This is a genomic window from Citrobacter sp. LST-B2 (assembly GCF_057983045.1).
This window is the reverse complement of sequence record NZ_CP192598.1, coordinates 4,029,011-4,046,614: the sequence shown is the minus strand read 5'-3', so window position 1 is coordinate 4,046,614 and position 17,604 is coordinate 4,029,011. Positions and strand designations below refer to the sequence as shown.

Annotated in this window: 12 protein-coding genes; 2 read left to right on the top strand and 10 right to left on the bottom strand. The window is 55.2% G+C overall.

Features of this window, described 5'->3' with window-relative positions; genetic code table 11:
* Positions 1-96: 96 nt before the first annotated feature.
* The 10 genes from ACQ0PY_RS19405 to mocA all read right to left on the bottom strand — a co-directional run bounded on the left by ACQ0PY_RS19405 (position 97) and on the right by mocA (position 15,111).
* Positions 97-222 (bottom strand): hypothetical protein, encoded by a 126-nt coding sequence (locus ACQ0PY_RS19405; RefSeq protein ID WP_099433739.1) that lies wholly within the window; start codon positions 220-222, stop codon positions 97-99.
* A 1-nt stretch (position 223) separates the two neighbouring features.
* Complete coding sequence (locus ACQ0PY_RS19400) at positions 224-1,672, bottom strand: nucleobase:cation symporter-2 family protein (RefSeq protein WP_061069612.1); 1,449 nt, start codon at positions 1,670-1,672, stop codon at positions 224-226.
* A gap of 63 nt (positions 1,673-1,735) precedes the next feature.
* Complete coding sequence (gene ghxQ / locus ACQ0PY_RS19395) at positions 1,736-3,103, bottom strand: guanine/hypoxanthine transporter GhxQ (protein ID WP_058587097.1); 1,368 nt, start codon at positions 3,101-3,103, stop codon at positions 1,736-1,738.
* A 32-nt stretch (positions 3,104-3,135) separates the two neighbouring features.
* Complete coding sequence (gene guaD / locus ACQ0PY_RS19390; protein WP_044264405.1) at positions 3,136-4,452, bottom strand: guanine deaminase; 1,317 nt, start codon at positions 4,450-4,452, stop codon at positions 3,136-3,138.
* 17 nt (positions 4,453-4,469) lie between these two features.
* The gene (locus ACQ0PY_RS19385; RefSeq protein WP_042999375.1) at positions 4,470-5,870 is read right to left on the bottom strand and encodes a nucleobase:cation symporter-2 family protein; all 1,401 of its coding nucleotides are present in this window, start codon (positions 5,868-5,870) and stop codon (positions 4,470-4,472) included.
* 162 nt (positions 5,871-6,032) lie between these two features.
* The gene (locus ACQ0PY_RS19380; RefSeq protein ID WP_061069614.1) at positions 6,033-8,903 is read right to left on the bottom strand and encodes a molybdopterin-dependent oxidoreductase Mo/Fe-S-binding subunit; all 2,871 of its coding nucleotides are present in this window, start codon (positions 8,901-8,903) and stop codon (positions 6,033-6,035) included.
* Positions 8,900-9,679 (bottom strand): molybdopterin-dependent oxidoreductase FAD-binding subunit, encoded by a 780-nt coding sequence (ygfM, locus tag ACQ0PY_RS19375; protein WP_042999377.1) that lies wholly within the window; start codon positions 9,677-9,679, stop codon positions 8,900-8,902. The genes ACQ0PY_RS19380 and ygfM overlap by 4 nt, the downstream gene beginning before the upstream one ends.
* A 45-nt stretch (positions 9,680-9,724) precedes the next feature.
* Positions 9,725-11,053, bottom strand: a complete 1,329-nt coding sequence (ssnA, locus tag ACQ0PY_RS19370) for a putative aminohydrolase SsnA (RefSeq protein WP_044264399.1) — start codon at positions 11,051-11,053, stop codon at positions 9,725-9,727.
* Between the two features lie 2 nt (positions 11,054-11,055).
* Positions 11,056-14,160 carry a putative selenate reductase subunit YgfK gene (ygfK, locus tag ACQ0PY_RS19365; RefSeq protein ID WP_109739476.1) on the bottom strand — a complete coding sequence of 1,035 codons (3,105 nt, stop codon included), beginning with the start codon at positions 14,158-14,160 and terminating at the stop codon, positions 11,056-11,058.
* Between the two features lie 378 nt (positions 14,161-14,538).
* On the bottom strand, positions 14,539-15,111 hold the full coding sequence (gene mocA, locus ACQ0PY_RS19360) for a molybdenum cofactor cytidylyltransferase (RefSeq protein WP_044264394.1): 573 nt from the start codon (positions 15,109-15,111) through the stop codon (positions 14,539-14,541).
* Between the two features lie 48 nt (positions 15,112-15,159).
* Between mocA and yqeC the strand changes: the two genes are divergently transcribed.
* Together yqeC and yqeB are read left to right on the top strand one after the other, a co-directional pair.
* Positions 15,160-15,927, top strand: coding sequence for a selenium cofactor biosynthesis protein YqeC (gene yqeC / locus ACQ0PY_RS19355; protein WP_044264392.1), 768 nt, complete (start codon positions 15,160-15,162; stop codon positions 15,925-15,927).
* 48 nt (positions 15,928-15,975) lie between these two features.
* Positions 15,976-17,601 carry a selenium-dependent molybdenum cofactor biosynthesis protein YqeB gene (yqeB, locus tag ACQ0PY_RS19350; protein ID WP_042999382.1) on the top strand — a complete coding sequence of 542 codons (1,626 nt, stop codon included), beginning with the start codon at positions 15,976-15,978 and terminating at the stop codon, positions 17,599-17,601.
* Positions 17,602-17,604 lie beyond the last annotated feature (3 nt).

Sequence of the window (17,604 nt, the reverse complement as noted above, 5' to 3'; positions counted from 1 at the left end):
GAGATCTCACGATGAAATGATTAACGCCGGGAGCGTTTAACACAGGAATGTGACATCCGCATCTTGCGGTACGGATGTCGGGAGCGGGGCGTGATTTTAGAAAAACAGCAGCATAAACCGGAAGCGACTTTCGATACCCAGCGCAATGCCGTCAGAAATGGCGGGTATCGACATCAGCATGAGCAACAGCAAGGTAATCAGGCAGCGCCAAAAGAGATTCATGCTATTCATCCTGCTGATTTTTTTTCAGCTTGCGCATCAGTAACCACATTCGAACCGTTCTGACCTTCAGGTTTTTATCCGAGACGGATTCCTGCACCAGCCCGGTATGGTGGTGGTAGCCATTGAAAAACAGATTCAGTACGACAGCGCTGAAGGTGGCAAGCATAATTCCGCTGTGCAGTAACGGCTGGAGAACGGCAGGCAGGCGAGAGAAAAAGTCATGCGATAACGTCGGCGTCATGCCGACGCCCAGGCTGATGGCCACAATGTAGAGGTTGTAACGGTTCGTGGTGTAATTGCAGCGCGAGAGAATGCGGATCCCGGTTGCCAGTACCATACCAAACATCACCAGACCCGCGCCGCCGAGGACGAACTGCGGAATGGAGGCGACCAGAACCGCCATTTTCGGCACCATGCCAAACAAAATTAAGATGACGCCGGAAGCGATGCAGACCCATCGACTGTGCACGCGCGTGACGCTGACCAGGCCAACGTTTTGGGAAAATGATGTGTGGGGAAAGCTGTTAAATACTCCGCCAATCATTGTCCCGACGCCATCCACGCGCAGGCCGCGAATGATATCCTGCGATGAGAGTTTGCGACCGACGATTTCGCCGAGCGCCAGGAACATCCCCATCGATTCAATAAACACAATGATTAACACAGCCGTCATGGTCAGAATCGACACTGGATCAAAGACAGGGGTGCCGAAGGCCATGGGGGTGACAATCGCGAACCACGAGGCATCGTGCAGGCCTGACAAATTCACTTCATTCATCATCCATGACAACGCAAAGCCAAAGATGATCCCCAGCAGGACCGCGACGTTGGACATGAAGCCTTTGGCAAATCGGGTGATTAATAAAATAAAGATTAAGACCGCAAATGAAATCCCTAAATAGACCGGATTCCCATACTCAGGATTACCTTTTCCGCCTGCAGCCCAGTCAACGCCCACCTGAATAATGCTCAGACCAATCGAGGTGATCACCACGCCCGTTACCAGCGGTGGAAATAAGGGCATCAGGCGACCGACAAGCGGCGCTAAGAGTGTGGTGATCGCGCCAGCGGCAATGGTTGAGCCAAAAATGCCCAACAGACCGATATCCGGATTGATGCCAATCGCAATCATCGGCGTCACCGCGGCAAACGTCACCGACATAATCACGGGCAGGCGAATCCCCATAAAGCGACCGATGCCAATACATTGCAGCAGGGTCACGATCCCGCAGCAGAAGAGATCCGAGCTGATTAACAGCGCAATAGCTTCTTTGCTGAGGCCGAGTCTGTCGCCAATCATCAGCGGTACAGCGACCGCGCCTGCGTACATGACCAGCACATGTTGCAGACCGAGTACGACCAGCTTGCCAGGCGATAATATACGGTCGACCTCATCGGTGGCGCGGCCCTGCCCCGACGGTGAGGGAAGTTGGGAATCTATGGCGCTCATGCGTTTTCTCCTGAATGGCGAGGCCGATAGAACAGCTCCGCGCGCGTTGGCGCGGAGCCTCGCTTAAATAGCCCATCCGCCGGCGTAGAACGCCACCAGCGCGACGGTAATAATGACGGTACCGATGTTCAGCTTCTGCCATTCCCGGGCAAAAACGCGACCGACAACCAGCGTCACGAAACCGAGCATAATGCCGGTGACAATATTGCAGGTCAGGACGATAAAGACCGCGCAGACCAGACCAGCCATCGCATCGATGAAGTCATTGAAATCCAGTTTTGAGACATTACTGAGCATCAGTAAGCCGACGTACATCAGCGCAGGCGCCGTCGCATAGCCGGGTATGAGGTAAGAGAGAGGCGATAAGAACAGGATAAGCAAGAACAAACAGCCGACGATGGCGGCGGTCAGTCCTGTTTTTCCACCGGCGGCGGTTCCCGCAGCGGATTCAATATAGACGGCGGCTGGCGCTGCGCCCACCAGACCGGAGAATACGGAGCTGATGGAGTCGCTGGTCAACGCTTTACCGCCGTTGATGATTTGGTTGTCTTTATCCAGCAGATTCGCTTGTCCGGCGACGGCGCGGATGGTGCCGGTAGCATCAAATACCGCCGTCATCACCAGCGCCAGTACGCTGGGCAGCACCGCAGGCTGTAAGGCGCCCATGATATCAAGACTGAAAATCAGAGACTTACCATCTTCACCGCTCAGGCTGGGCATGGCGACCAGGCCGTGATATTTAACGGCAGGGTCAAATATCAATCCGATAATCGAGATGGCGATAATCACCAGCAGGATCCCGCCAGGGACGCGGCATTTCTCCAGCCCGAAGATGACCGCCAGTCCCAGCAGACTCATCAGAACCGGAAAAGAGGTAAATGCGCCGAGTGCCACCGGAAGCCCTTCCAACGGGTTTTTAATCACCATACCGACGCCGTTCGCCGCGATCAGCAACAGGAACAACCCGATGCCAATCCCTGTGCCATGCGCGATACCCATGGGTAAGTTTCGTAAGATCCAGGTCCGGACGCCGGTGACCGAGATAGCGGTAAAAATGACCCCCATCAGGAAAACCGCGCCGAGGGCGACAGGAATCGAGATCTGCTGCCCCAGCACCAGGCTGAATGCGGTGAAGGCGGTCAGCGAAATAGCACAGCCAATCGCCATCGGCAGGTTGGCCCACAGGCCCATCAACAGTGAGCCAAAGCCTGCGACGAGGCAGGTGGCGACAAAGACGGCGGCGGGTGGGAATCCCGCTTTCCCCAGCATTCCGGGCACGACTATGACCGAATAGACCATCGCCAGAAAGGTGGTCAACCCGGCCAGTATTTCCTGACGCACGGTACTGCCACGCGCCGTAATCTTGAAGTAATTATCCAGCGCGCTGCGTGGTTTCGACGCGCCGGGGGTTTGCAGAATATCTCCAGACATAATGATGTCCTCAGCAGGATGTTAGCGTTCTGTCAGGTCCGTTCGTACACCAGACGTCCGTCGACGTAAGTGCGGTAAATTGAGCGATCGTCGCCCAGCGTCATCATCACGAACAATTTGTCGACCAGGGATGTAGAGTTGTCATAGCGCAGTTGTTGCAGCGGCGTCGCTGTCGGTTCCAGCACCACAAAGTCCGCCTCTTTGCCCGGCATAAAGTTACCAATCAGATCGTCGAGGCCCAGCGCTTTCGCGCCGCCGAGCGTCGCCAGGTAAAAGGCTTCGTATGCCGAGAGTCGGTACCCCTGTAGTTGCACCACTTTGTAGGCTTCGTTCAGCGTTTGCAGCATGTTGAAGGTGGTACCGGCGCCGATATCGGTCCCCATACCGACGTTGATCTTCTTCCTCCAGGCTTTTTGCAGATTGAACAAACCGCTGCCGAGGTAGAGGTTTGAGGTCGGACAAAAGGCGATGCTGGAGTGGGTTTCGCTCAGGCGATCCCACTCTTTCTCTTCCAGATGGACACAGTGGGCGAAGACGCAATTTTTGCCGGTCAGCCCGTACTGGTGGTACACATCCAGATAGCCGTCATGTTCAGGATAGAGTTTTTTAACCCAGGCAATTTCGTCTTTGTTTTCACAGAGATGGGTATGTACCCAGGTGTCGGGATATTCTTCCCGCAGACGCTGCGCCATCGCCATCTGTTGCGGTGACGAGGTCGGGGCAAAGCGCGGCGTGATGGCATACAGCAGGCGGCCATTTTTATGCCAGCGCTCAATCAACGCCTTACTTTGCAGGTAGCTGCTCTCGGCGTCGTCCAGAAGGTAATCCGGCGCGTTACGATCCATCATCACTTTGCCGGCGATCATGCGCATATTGATATGGCTGGCGGCTTCAAATAGCGCATCCACGGACTGCGGATGCACCGTGCCAAAAACCAGCGCGCTGGTGGTGCCGTTACGCAACAGTTGCTTGATGAAAAAAGCTGACATCTCGCGTGCGTATTCCAGATCCTCATAGCGTCTTTCGGTCGGGAAGGTGTGCTTATTCAGCCATTCCAGCAACTGCTCGCCATAGGCACCGACCATTTCACTCTGGGGGTAATGGATATGCGTATCAACGAATCCCGGCACGACCAGTTTTCCGCGATAGTCACGGACACGGATGGCGTCAGGGATCCGCTGTTTTCCTGCTTCCCACTCACCAAACCATTCGACTTTTCCCTGGCGAATCAGCAGCAATCCGTCTTCCAAAAATCGCAGCGCTGAGGCGATCTCTTCCGGGTTTTCAACGGTGCGGATGACATCAATAAAGCTGCCGCGTACCGCTTTCAACGTGTGTTCTCCAGACATCGTAAACTCCTTTACCGTTAATCCGTTTCCTCCGGGGAGACGATGCCCGGCAGCACTTCTTCAGGCCGGTAGCCTCCTGGGAGAATGATATTCAGTAGAATGGCGGTCAGACCGCCCGCGCAGATGGGGTTTTCCACCAACACATAAATTGAGGCCGGCAGGATTTTGAATATTTCCGGGTCATAGGAGACGCCCAGCCCCAGTCCCAACGAGGTGGCAACAATCAGCGTTTCACGGCGCTTAAGCCCGTTCGTGATGATGATGCGGATCCCGGCGATTGCGATCATCGAGAACATTAGCGTCATCGCGCCCCCCAGCACCGCCGAAGGAATAGTGGTAAAGAAGCCGCCAATCATGGGAAACAGTCCAAGCAGCACCAGCATGACGGCGATGGTGCGGCCGATATAGCGAGAGGCGACGCCGGTCATCTGGATAACGCCGTTGTTTTGCGCAAAGGTCGTCAATGGCAGTGAACCCACCGCAGAGGCAATAACGGAGACCAGCCCATCGGCCAGTACTCCACCCTTCAGGCGTGACTGGTATTCATCTCCCTGAATGGGGCGTCTGGACACCATCGCGGTCGCGGTAATGTCGCCGACGGCTTCCAGCACGCTGAGCAGATAAATGGTCCCCACCACCAGAAAGTGATGAAAGTTGAACTGGAAACCGTACTTAAAAGGGGTCGGGATGGTGACCCACGGCAGATTGCGCATACTGCTGAAATCCACCATGCCCAGGCACAAAGAGACGATATAACCCACGCACAGCCCGATCGCGATGCCGCCCATTCTCAGTAACGGACTGCGGCAGCAGTTAAAACCGATCACCACGATCAGCACCAGCAACCCGACGCCGATATTCTCGTAATTTCCGTAGGTGCCGCTGCTTTTCGCCGCAAAGCCGCCGCCAAAATCGATAATCCCGACTTTAATCAGGCTCAGGCCAATCATCAGCACCACAATTCCGCTGACGGTCGGCGTGATGACCCTGCGCAAGTAAGGCAAAATGAAAGACGATCCCACCACCAGAAATGCCCCGACAAATGAAACGCCAAGCAGCGATGACATGATCAACTCTTCGTGGAATCCATCGTTTTTCATCCCGCTGCCCAGTGCAATCATTACCGTGACAAACGAAAAGTTGACCGACTGAATCGAGAGTAAGCCGGAACCGACCATGCCATAGCGATTGACCTGCAGCCAGGTGCCGATGCCAGATGCAATCATCGCCATTGAGACCAGATAGGCGGTGGTTTCCGTTGAGAGCTGCAGCGCGGTGCCAACAATTAATGCGGGCGTGACCATGGGGACAAAGATGGCCAGCAGGTGGGTGATCGCGCCGATAATAGACTGATGAAAGGGAGGGCGATCCTCCAGTTCGTAAATCAGATCTGAGCCTGCACGTGATATATCAGACATCCCTTCACTCCTTAATAAGTAAATTTGATCATCTGAATCAGCAGAATTAAATTCTGCGAATTTGAGGCGCAGGTTGCCCTGAGAACGGCTTATCTCATTTCCGCAGACGGCATTTAATCGTTATTGAGTCATGTGAGCGGGCCGCCTGAGCGGCCCACGTTGTTACATTTTTTCCAGCGCGGTCAGTATTTTCTCCGGTGTGAAATGCCATTCGCGTAACCATACGCCACAGGCATCATGAATAGCGGTGGCAATGGCCGGTGCCGCGCCGTTAACGCCAATTTCTGAGATCGATTTGGCACCAAAGGGGCCAACCTTATCGTCGCTTGGCACCAGAACGGCACGAAAATCCCGAGGGATGTCGCCAATTTTTGGCGCACCGTAACTGCGCAGATCGCGGGTCAGCGGATGGCCTTCGGCATCATAGAGGATCTCTTCGCTCAGACTATGGCCAATGGCCCGCATTGACGCCCCGTAGATTTGCCCGAGTGCGAGTTCCGGGTTGACCGGTGTGCCACAGTCCAGCAGTGCGTAGAACTTGTCGAGACGGATTTCGCCGGTTCGGGTATTCACCGCGACTTCGGCGAAGTTCGCCCCATACGGAAATGCGAAGTCTGCGGTGATGTAACTGGCCGTGGCGACCAGCGTGCCAAAACCAGTTCCCGTCTCCGCTTTGTGCGCGATCTCAGCGTAACTCACTTCGCCCTGCTTGCCGCGTACAACGCCAGGTGCTACCAGTTGAACGTCAGCAACGGGTTCACCCAGCATCTGCGCTCCATGAAAGAGGATTTTCTCACGCAGGTTTTCTGCTGCCTTACGCGCCGCGTTCCCCGAGAAGCAGGTGCCGGATGAGGCGTAAGCGCCTTTGTCGAAGAGTGCATGGTCAGTATCGCCGGAAATGACATGCACTTCCTCTGGCGCACAGTGCAGCACTTCCGCCGTCAGTTTAGTGACAACCGTATCCAGCCCGGTGCCAATATCTGCGCCGCCGGAGTGGACGATGAAAGTGCCATCGGACTCCAGTTTGATCATGCAGTTCGCCTGATCGATGTCCGGGATCCCTGATTTCTGCATAATAATGGCGACCCCGCGACCGGTACGCCAGTCACCGTCCTGTGGTTTGGGCGACGACCAGTCGATCATCTTCCGTCCCTGACGCAGGATCGCTTCCAGTGCGCAACTGGCGGCGGAAGGAACGGAGGTTGGCGCTTTCCCTTCACCGATCGCGCCGAGAATTTTCAGTTCCTGTCCCTCGTGAACCCGATTGCGTTCGATGATCTCCAGTTGATCAATGTGCAGTTGTTCGGCAAGTTCGGCTAACGCCATCGTCATCGCAAAGGTGCCTTTCGGCGCGCCATAGCCCTGATACGCCCCCGTCGGACAGATATTGCTGTAGTAGGTGGTGACCTGGAAATCGACGTTGTCGCAGGGGTACAGCGGTAACGAGAGCGCCGGGCCGTTGCTCGGCACGGTCAACGAATGGTTGCCATATGGGCCAGTATTGGCGCGGAAGTCCATTTTGACCGCCGTCAGGCGACCATCTTTCTTCGCGCCAAGTTTGACCGTGACTTTTGCAACGTGACGGGAGGTATTGGCAATAAACTCCTCTTCACGGGTATAGCGGAAATAGACCGGGCGTCCGGTCACGCAGGTCGCCCATGCGCAGACTTCTTCCAGCAGGATGTCCTGTTTAGAACCAAAGCCGCCGCCGACGCGTTCCTTAATGACGTGGACTTTGTGCTGCTTCATGCCAACGAGACGGGCAACCTGGCGGCGAAGGTGCCACGGTACCTGAGTTGAGGCGTGAATGATCAGGCGATCGCCGTCCATGCGCGTAAAACAGATGTGAGGCTCTGCCGGACACTGCTGCGCCTGTGTGGAGTGATAAGTGCGCTCGATGACCACATCCGCTTCGGCAAACCCTTTCTCCATATCGCCGATATGACCATGAATGCTGGCGGCGATATTTTTCCGCGGGCGTGAACCAATCGGGAAGTTGATGACCATGTGCTCGCCACGTTGGGCGGCATGGCGGTTATCTTCTTCCAGTGTCTGTGGCGCGCCTGCAACGTACACTACCGGTTCATCGTGTACGACGGGTGCATCGTCTGCCATGGCTTCGTCTATCGACAATACCGGCTTAAGCACATCATATTTCACATCAATGAGTTCGAGCGCGGCCAGCGCAATCTCTTCGCTCTCTGCAACCACGGCGGCAACACGATCGCCGACATGGCGCATTTTTTTGCCGAACATGCGGCGGTCAAGCGGGGAGGGTTCAGGCGCGCTCTGCCCGCCGGGCGTATAATAGATGTCCGGGCAGTTGCGGTGGGTGATCACGTGAACCACGCCGGGCAATGCTTCGGCTTTGCTGACGTCGAGATGAGTGATCAACGCATGGGCGTGCGGACTGCGCAGCATTTTAATTACGCAGGCGTCTGGGGTGATACGGTCTTCCACATAGCAGGGTTTGGCCTGGACCATTTTGGCCGCATCGGTTTTTGGCCAGGGTTTACCAATCACCGCGAGATCGTCGCGGAAAGTGGGGGCGACAGTCATACGGGCTTGCGGATCGTTTTTACGCGCCACCGCCAGTTCGATCACCTGATAATATTGCTGCCAACCCGCATCACGACTGAACAGGCCGGACAACGCATCGTCAATCTCTTCACGGGTAGGATTCGCGATTCGTTCCAGCAGATCGGTGATGATCAATGCGGCGGCCGGATCGTTATAACCGGACTGCACGACGCCGACATCCACCATCGCCTGTTGTACCAGGCTCAACGCATTCCATTGACCGAGTGATTCGCTGGTGCGAATCTCCGCGTGATCCAACTGCGCGGCAATCAGTAATGAGGCATTGACGATGCGACCGTTGTAGAGAATCGCGTCCGAACCGGCGAAACCGAATCCGTCATCACTGTTGCGCACGGAGTGCATGCCGAGGCTAAACAGCAGCTTCTGTACGTTTTCGCCCGGGTTAATCTTCATTTCACGGGCCATGCCGTTCAATGTGAAGTGAATCATCATACAACGTCCTCCCCGGCCATCAGACAGTCGGCATACAGATCGGCGACAACCACGCCGGTGATATAGCGCTTATAGGCCGCGCTGCCCCGAATATCATCCTGTGGGAACAGGGCGTTTGCGACCGCCTGTTCCAGTTCCGTACCTTCTCGCGTTTGTGTTTCCACGTCACGCAGGCGCAGTGCTTTGTCCGCCACGCCGTCCAGCGCGATGCACATGCCACCGTGCTCAGTCAACGCGACCGCCGCCGTCACGACGGTTAATCCGGCCTGTGAACGGCTCACTTTGCGCGTGGCGCAAGGGCGGAAGGGATCTTTAATGATAATTTCGGTGAGCAGGCGATCGCGTGGATCGGCGAGATAGCTTTCCAGCGACAGAGTTTCGCCATCACCACACACCAACTGGGCGTCCAGCGCCAGCAGGACGGGGAGTAACACGGACTCTTGCTGTTGCGCGGCAATCTCGCCGCCGAGGGTCGACTGGTTGCGAAGATGGCGGGAGTAGATAAAGCCTATCGCCTCACGCAGTGCCGCCGGGAGATAGCGGGCGTCATGCAACGGTTGCAGGCGAGTCATCGCCCCAATACGCAATGCGCCATTGTCCCAGTCAATCCACTCCAGTTCCAGATCCTGCAATGAAATGGCAATCCGCTTATCGGTACGCGTTGGCGTGGCGTTAAGTTTGCTGCCCCCGGCAAACCAGACGGCGTCCTCCTGATAGCGGCGCTTGAGTTCCAGCGCCTGGTCAACGGAGTCGGGCCTGAAAAATTGTTCAATCATCATCATTCCTCATCACTCCCTCTCCCGTTCAGGAGAGGGTATGGGCTATGCCAGCGCATCCATTCGCCGCCACATGTTGGCGGCGGCTTTTCGGGCCTGCGCATAAATGGAATCGGTATCGAAAGTAAACTGACGGTCTTCATACACCATCACGCCATTCACCATCACGCTGTGCACGCTGCCTGAACCGAGACCGAAAGCGATATGCCCGGCAACGTTTTCAGCAATCAGCGGCGTCGGCGACGAATAGTCGAGGAGGGTTAAATCGGCTTTATAACCGGCTTCCAGTTGGCCAAAGTTTTCTCCGAAGTTGCGGTGCAACAGTTCGTTGCCGTTCGCCAGAGCTTTCGCAAAGCTGTCAGGCCACAGAGGACCGCCCGCGTCGCGATGTTTGAAGAAGGCAAATTTCATCTCTTCAAGCATGTCGGAGCCGATACCGTCCGTCCCCAGCGCCAAATTGCGAATATGGGTAAGATGGTGGTTATAGCCCACATGGTTGTTCATGTTGGAGCGGGCATTGTGTACCAGGAAGGCATCTTGCTGATTCAGCAGGGCGATATCTTCCGCAGACAAGTACAAGCCGTGTGCGACCAGCGTTTTACGGTCAATGAGCCCATATTCCGCCAACCTGACCAGCAGGTCTTTACCGTACAGATGATGACTGTGGGAGACATCGTAGCGGTCTTCCGCCGCATGGATGTGCAGCCCGCGCCCGGTCGCGTTGATGGCCTCGCGTAGCATCTCCAGACCGGCATCGGGCACGGTAAAGGGGGCATGCGCGCCAATGTGCGCTTCCACCAGGTACGGCTCGCTACCGCTCTCTCGCGCATGGTCTATCTGACGGGCGAAGCGAATATTCTCTTCGACGCCTGCCTGTAGCTCTTTGATACCTTCGTTACGGTCGGTGGTTTCAAAGCAGGTCATTGCTCGCAGACCGACTTTTAAAAAGGCTGAACGCAGCGTAGAGAGCGAGCCCTGGATGTAGCCTGGTGAAGCATGGTGATCGATAACCGCAGAGCATCCGCTCTTAATCGCCTCCAGCGAGCAAATTAGTCCGCTGTAGTAGAGCGACTCTTCGTCCAGCGCCCGGTCCAGGCGCCACCACAGGTTTTTCAACGTTGAGATAAAGTCCGGGCTGGGGGCGATATTGGCCTGGATCCCGCGCGATAAACCGGAGTAGAAGTGGTTATGCGCACAGACCAGGCCTGGCATCACGATTCGCCCATGCATCTCTTTCCATTGCGCTTGCGGATAGCGCTGCGTCAGGGCGTCACCCACCTCAACAATAACGTCTTTGTCGATTGCAATATCCACCCCTTCACGCACGCTGGCCGGATGAAGTTGTACGGCGGTGACATTTTTCAGAATCAACATGATTACACCTCCACGCGGCCTAACAGGTAATGGTGATGCTGGTGGACATAGCTAATGACGCGGCACATGTCATCCAGTTCCGGCGGGATGCTGGCGAACTGCCCATCATGGCTGATGTTTAATACCCAGCTTTGGTCATTCAGCCGGACCCTGACCCGATCGTCTTCCACCAGGAAGCCCGGGTTACTGCTGTTGTCGAAATCCTGCGGCAGGCTAAAGAGCGTGACTTTGTCTTTATACGGCTTGCCCTGCCACGGACAGAATTGAGCGCAGTTACCGCATTCGTTGCAGTAAGCATCCAGATGTAGCGTCTGGAAGCGATTCTGGAATCCCGGCACGGGAATTGACACATTGGCGCGGTTCGGACAGACATCCACGCATTTGCTGCAGACATAGTTGCATTCAAGGCAGCGGGCCGCTTCCTGGGCGACAAAGGCGTCACGGTCATCTTTATCGACCTTCGCGACCGCGATCTCGCCTTTACGCTGATAGATTTCAGCGGGGCTGACGTTATTCCAGCGTTTATCGCCATGGTGGGAGCGGATATTTTCCCGCCAGAGGATGGTATCCGTGGCCCGACGCGCAGAGCCGATGGCGGCAACAATGGATGATGGACCACGCTGGACGTCGCCAATCATGAACACGTCGGTGAGGCGGGTTTCGCCGTTGTGATTCACCTCTGGCCAGCCTTTGCTGTCAAGCGGAACACCCATTGCATTCAGTGCTTCGGTATCCTGCTGTTCACCAATGGCGGTAATCAGACTATCGATGTGCAGCGTCAGCGTTTCGTCGGTTTCAACCGGGCGGCGCCGTCCTTTCTCATCCGGCTCTCCGAGCGTCATGACGCGCAGGGTGAGTGTACCATCCGCATCAAAACGTTCAGGGTTGTTGAGAAAACGGAACTCAACCCCATCGTGCAGGGCTTCTTCATACTCTTCACGCCAGGCGGGCATCTCCTGCAACGAACGGCGGTAGACCACGGTGACTTTCTCCACACCCGGCACGCGCAGTGCCGCACGGGCACAGTCCATCGCCGTGTTGCCCGCGCCGACGATCGCCACATGCTTACCGAGCGTCAACGCAGTTCCCTGATTGTATTCACGCAGGAAGGGAAGCGATTTCCAGATGTTGGGGTTATCGCCGTCGAGCTTCACGCCGCTGTTTTTATCCGTACCGGTTGCGATCAGAACGTAGTGGAACCCCTTTTCTTTCAGGCTCTGTACGGTCAGATCAGGCGCACAGCCATATTCGAACTTCACGCCGTGATCGGCGACAAAATCGATATCGTGCTGGATGAGTTCTGCCGGAATACGGAACTGAGGAATTATATTTTTCACCACGCCGCCCGCGTTGGCTTCGCGTTCAAATAGCGTCACCGGGTGTCCTGCCCGGGCAAGGAAGTAACCGGCCGCAAGCCCGGCCGGGCCCGCACCGATGACTGCAACCGGATGACGAGAGCCTGAGCCTGCGGGTTTGTGCCAGCGCTGTTTGTATTCATCCCACCCCTTTTCCAGCGCCACTTTTTTCAGTTCACGGATGTTCAAAGCGCTGTCATAGTCCAGACGGGTACAGTTGTACTGACACTGATGATCGCAGATATGACCGGTGATTGCCGGGAGGGCGTTTCGCTGATAAATCAGTTCCAGCGCGTCGGCATAACGCTGCTCGCCCAGCAGGCGAATATACTCCGGAATGTCCTGTTTGATGGCGCAGGCCGTAATACACGGGGCGACGTAGCAGTCGGTCAGCGGCAAGCCGCCGGCCACGTCAATGCGCTCTTCAGGTTTCCAGTGTTTTTGGGTATAGGCCATCGTGACGGCCTCTTCCGCCAGTCGATTCAGTCGTTCGACATCGACATGTTCCATTCCCCACGCATCTGAAGACTCCAGCTCACGCATACAGGCGCTGAGTCGCAGGTAACCGCCTGGCTTTAACAGGTCGGTCGCCATGGTGATCGGACGAATGCCGGTGTCAAAGATATCGCGGATGGTCAACTGGCTGGCGCCGCCGGAATAGGAGATGGGTAATTGGCCGTCGAAGGCCCGGGAAAGCACGGCCGCCACGTTGATTGAGAGCGGGAACAGCGCCCGGCCAGACATATACATCTCTTCGCCGGGAAGCGCACCTTTGTTATTGACGGTGCCCAGGGTGTTGGTGAGTTTTACGCCAAAACCCAGCGACTTTTCTTTTGCCAGCGCCATCAGGCGCTGCAACATTTCCAGCGCCTGGGTGAGCTTCAGATCGTGCTCAAATGACTCTTCTTTTAAGCCGATATAACCGAAGCCACAGCTGTCCAGAATTTCACGTACGCGTGAATAGCCCAGCAGCGTCGGATTCAGCTTCACAAAGGTATTCAGCCCTTTTTCTTCCAGCATATAGCGGCAGATGGCTTCGATTTCGTGCGGTGGGCAGCCGTGCATCGTGGACAGCGTGACACCCTGCACCAGTTTTGTGGGAATGCGTCCCGGCAGCGCCTGTAGACGTTCCCGATGTGCGTTCAACCCGTGGCGCGCGAGGAATGTTTCATCGTGCAGCCATCGCTGTAGCGTGTCGCGGTACTGCACAAATTTAGGGTGCGCGGATGCGTCCATCATGTTGTCGATGAACGCCTGCATGGGCGGTTGCTTGATGCCGTCGAGGTTATAGCCGACGCTCATATTAAAAATGAACGATTTACCGGTATCGCTACCTGAAGGTTGCAGCAGTTGCTCCAGTAAATGCAGGGCGAACCAGGCTTTAAGATACTCATCCCATGCTTTCAGCAGGGTAAATTCCGTCGACCATTCGGTATTGAAGCACTCATCTTCCGCATCAATACAGGGTTTTTCCAGTTCGAGCCGATCGAGAATTTGCACTGTTTTGAGTTCAATAAACCGACCGCCAGTCAGCCAGGAGGTGATGATATTTTGTGCGAGCTGGGTGTGCGGGCCGGCGGCGGGGCCGACGGGGGTGGCACAGGTTTCACCAAATACGCTTATCGATTTGCCTTTTTCCGGTGAATAGAACTGCTGCTCAGGAATACCAAAGATCGAGCGCTGCTGCTGATATTCATCAAATAGGCGCGTCAAAAGTTCCTCAAACGGAATCGGACGCATTATATCCCCCATACCCCTCTCCTTAGCTTTACTCGGCTTTCTTCAGGTCGTGGCAAGACAACCGGAAGGTGCGCGTGTTCATAGATGTCATTGGTTGACCGGGACTGATAAAGCCGGCGGTTTGGAGAAATAGAGCAACATTCGCACCACTACTCACAAAGCAGAGCCATAAAAATATAATTTTGTGAGGCGCTTCTAATCTTAAGTCTGCTTTGTGAAATATCTCACAAACGCTAAATGAGAATGAAAATCAGCCGGGAGAGGTATGGCGATAAGGTATTTCATCATCGCATTCTGTTTTCTCAAAAATGGCTATCGCTTATCATTATGATAAGTGAAAAATGAATCGGGAAATATTTGAACGCAATCGTTTAACTCCGTATTTCCTATTTATCTGTGTCGATTCTGCGCATTGATAAAATCCTCTGGTGTATCAATATCCAGAGTGATTCGGGCATCGTTTATTTCAATAAGATTATGTTTTCCGCGCAGCAATGCCTGACGCATATTGCTGACATCCGGTTGTGAGATGGCCTGCAACAGGCATTTTTTGGAAAGTAATACAGGATGGCCGGGCTGGCCCTGATAGCAAGGGATAAGTGCGTTATCGTTACGTAACGCCCAGATTTTATGGAAAATATCGTTATTCAGTTCAGGCATGTCACCGTGCGTGATGAAGCAGTGCCCGCTGTTCACGGCGGCAGCGCCAACCTTAATTGACGTAAATAAACCCTGAGCATAATCCGGATTGTACGTAATAATAATATTAGGCTGATTCGCATAGCGATTATGTATCTCCGTGGCGCGGTAACCGGAAACTAATATCACCCGGTTACAAAATTGCAGCGCGTTTTTGATACTTGCATCAAGAATTGTTCCTGCGTGCCAGGGTAACATCATTTTCCATTTTCCCATTCTGGATGATAACCCAGCAGCAGTAATTATACAGTCGACGACAGGCATGGCGATTCCATAATGTCTATTAGATGTTATGTCACTTCAGAGAGGCTTATGAGTATACCGGGGCATGCTTCTTTATTCTTTGATTTAGGTGCACAGAAACGGCCAACGGTGATTTCAATTATCGGTGCGGGTGGGAAAACCAGTACACTTTTCTGGCTCGCTCATCTCTTTCAATTATCAGGTCGACGGGTATTCATCACCACGACGACGCATATGTTTCTGCCTGACCACTCCTGGCCGACCCTTTTCTGTCGGGAGCCCGCCGGGTTGCCGTATCACGTGTTAATGCAACCCATCATTACCTGCTTTCGGTCGTGGAAAGCCCCATTGGGAAAAGCACGTGGTTTCTCACCCGACGCCATCGATGCCTTAGCCAGACGATCGGAATGTGACGTGGTTCTCGTCGAGGCAGACGGCGCACGCGGAATGCCGCTTAAAGCGCCAGATGAGCACGAACCTTGCATACCTGAAAGCAGTTGCTGCGTGATTGCCGTGATGGGTGGACACCTGCTGGGGAAACGCGTGGGGGCAGAGCAGGTGCATCGTTGGTCGCCGTTCGCCGGGATGACAGGCCTGACGGAGGGATCCCCCTTATCGCTGAAGGCGCTGGTTCGCCTGGTTCAGCATCCACAGGGAGCATTCAAAAATGCCCCGCCAGCCAGTCGACGCGTCTGGTTTCTCAATCGTTTTTCTCAATCTGAGAATGCCATTGATGAACGCGAGCTCATCCAACTGTTGTCAGACGGTGATGTGCAGGCTATCTGGCTGGGGAATGCACAGGAAACGCCTGCAATCACGCGCAGATTTGTGAGATAGCGACGCCGGGAACACCGGGTTCCTGAAAAGATATCCATTGAGGTCTGTATGAATATTTTCACAGAGGCTGCAAAACTTGAAGAGCAAAACCGCCCATTTGCGTTGGCGCAGATTGTCGATAGCCGGGGGTCCACGCCCCGCCATTCGGCACAGATGCTGGTACATCAGGATGGGTCTATCGTCGGGACTATCGGCGGAGGCATGGTGGAGCGCAAGGTGATCGACGAAGCGCTGCTGGCGTTACAGGAAAGAAAGCCGCGTATGTTTCATGGCCGGATGGCCCGCAACGGCGCCGATGCCGTTGGCTCGGACTGCGGCGGCGCGATGTCGGTTTTTATTAGCGTGCACGGCCTGCGCCCGCGACTGGTGTTAATCGGCGGCGGGCATGTCAACCGGGCGATTGCCCAGGGGGCAGCGCTGTTAGGGTTTGATATTGCCGTAGCGGATGTTTATCGCGAAAGCGTTAACCCGGACGCTTTTCCTCCCTCGGTACAGTTGTTACATGCCGATTCTTTTACCGCGGCAGTGGATGCGCTGGAGATCCGTCCGGACAACTTTGTGCTTATCGCGACGAACAATCAGGATCGGGAAGCGCTGGACAAATTGATCGAGCAACCCGTCGCGTGGCTGGGTTTGCTGGCAAGCCGTCGTAAAGTGCAGTTGTTTATGCGTCAGTTACGGGAGAAGGGCGTCGGTGAAGAGCACATTGCCCGCCTGCATGCGCCGGTGGGTTACAACATTGGTGCTGAAACGCCGCAGGAGATTGCGGTCAGCGTGTTGGCGGAGATCTTACAGGTTAAAAATAATGCGCCTGGTGGACTGATGATGCGCACCGCGCATCCGTCCGGCCATCAGCGGGTGGTGATTCGTGGCGCGGGAGATATCGCCAGCGGCGTGGCGCTGCGATTGTTCCATGCCGGTTTCAAAGTGATCATGCTGGAAGTGGAGAAACCGACCGTCATTCGCCGCAGCGTTGCGTTCGCGCAGGCCGTCTTTGATGGTGAAATGATCGTGGAAGGCGTGACGGCAAGACTGGCCACCTCGTCAGCAGAAGCGGCGGCGTTAGCCGAGCGTGGTTTTATCCCGATTCTGGTCGATCCAGCCGGTTCGCTGATTGACGCACTGAAACCCGTCTGCGTAGTGGATGCGATTCTGGCAAAACAAAATCTGGGTACGCGAAAAGATATGGCTCCTGTGACCATTGCGTTGGGGCCTGGGTTTACTGCGGGTGAAGACTGCCATGCGGTGATTGAAACAAATCGTGGACACTGGCTGGGTCAGGTGATTTACGCCGGTTGTGCACAGGAAAATACCGGGATACCCGGCAATATCATGGGGCATACCGCACGACGGGTGATTCGTGCACCCGCCGCAGGCATCATGCGCGCCAGAGTGAAATTAGGCGATCTGGTAGAAGAGGGCGAGGTGATTGCCTGGATTGGCGAAAACGAAATCATGGCACCGCTGTCGGGGATGGTGCGCGGCCTGTTAAGTGACGGGCTGGCGGTGGTGGGCGGTTTTAAAATCGGCGATATCGACCCGCGCGGCGAGACGGCGGATTTTACCAGCGTCTCTGATAAAGCGAGAGCGATAGGCGGCGGAGTGCTGGAAGCGCTCATGATGCTGATGCATCAGGGAGTGAAGTCAACAAATGAGGTGCTTGAAGTGGCGTAATGC

Coding starts and splice junctions, on each gene's coding strand:
- ACQ0PY_RS19405 (WP_099433739.1), bottom strand. CDS start 222: ATGAATCTCTTTTGGCGCTGCCTGATTACCTTGCTGTTGCTCATGCTG.
- ACQ0PY_RS19400 (WP_061069612.1), bottom strand. CDS start 1,672: ATGAGCGCCATAGATTCCCAACTTCCCTCACCGTCGGGGCAGGGCCGC.
- ghxQ (WP_058587097.1), bottom strand. CDS start 3,103: ATGTCTGGAGATATTCTGCAAACCCCCGGCGCGTCGAAACCACGCAGC.
- guaD (WP_044264405.1), bottom strand. CDS start 4,452: ATGTCTGGAGAACACACGTTGAAAGCGGTACGCGGCAGCTTTATTGAT.
- ACQ0PY_RS19385 (WP_042999375.1), bottom strand. CDS start 5,870: ATGTCTGATATATCACGTGCAGGCTCAGATCTGATTTACGAACTGGAG.
- ACQ0PY_RS19380 (WP_061069614.1), bottom strand. CDS start 8,903: ATGATGATTCACTTCACATTGAACGGCATGGCCCGTGAAATGAAGATT.
- ygfM (WP_042999377.1), bottom strand. CDS start 9,679: ATGATTGAACAATTTTTCAGGCCCGACTCCGTTGACCAGGCGCTGGAA.
- ssnA (WP_044264399.1), bottom strand. CDS start 11,053: ATGTTGATTCTGAAAAATGTCACCGCCGTACAACTTCATCCGGCCAGC.
- ygfK (WP_109739476.1), bottom strand. CDS start 14,160: ATGGGGGATATAATGCGTCCGATTCCGTTTGAGGAACTTTTGACGCGC.
- mocA (WP_044264394.1), bottom strand. CDS start 15,111: ATGCCTGTCGTCGACTGTATAATTACTGCTGCTGGGTTATCATCCAGA.
- yqeC (WP_044264392.1), top strand. CDS start 15,160: ATGAGTATACCGGGGCATGCTTCTTTATTCTTTGATTTAGGTGCACAG.
- yqeB (WP_042999382.1), top strand. CDS start 15,976: ATGAATATTTTCACAGAGGCTGCAAAACTTGAAGAGCAAAACCGCCCA.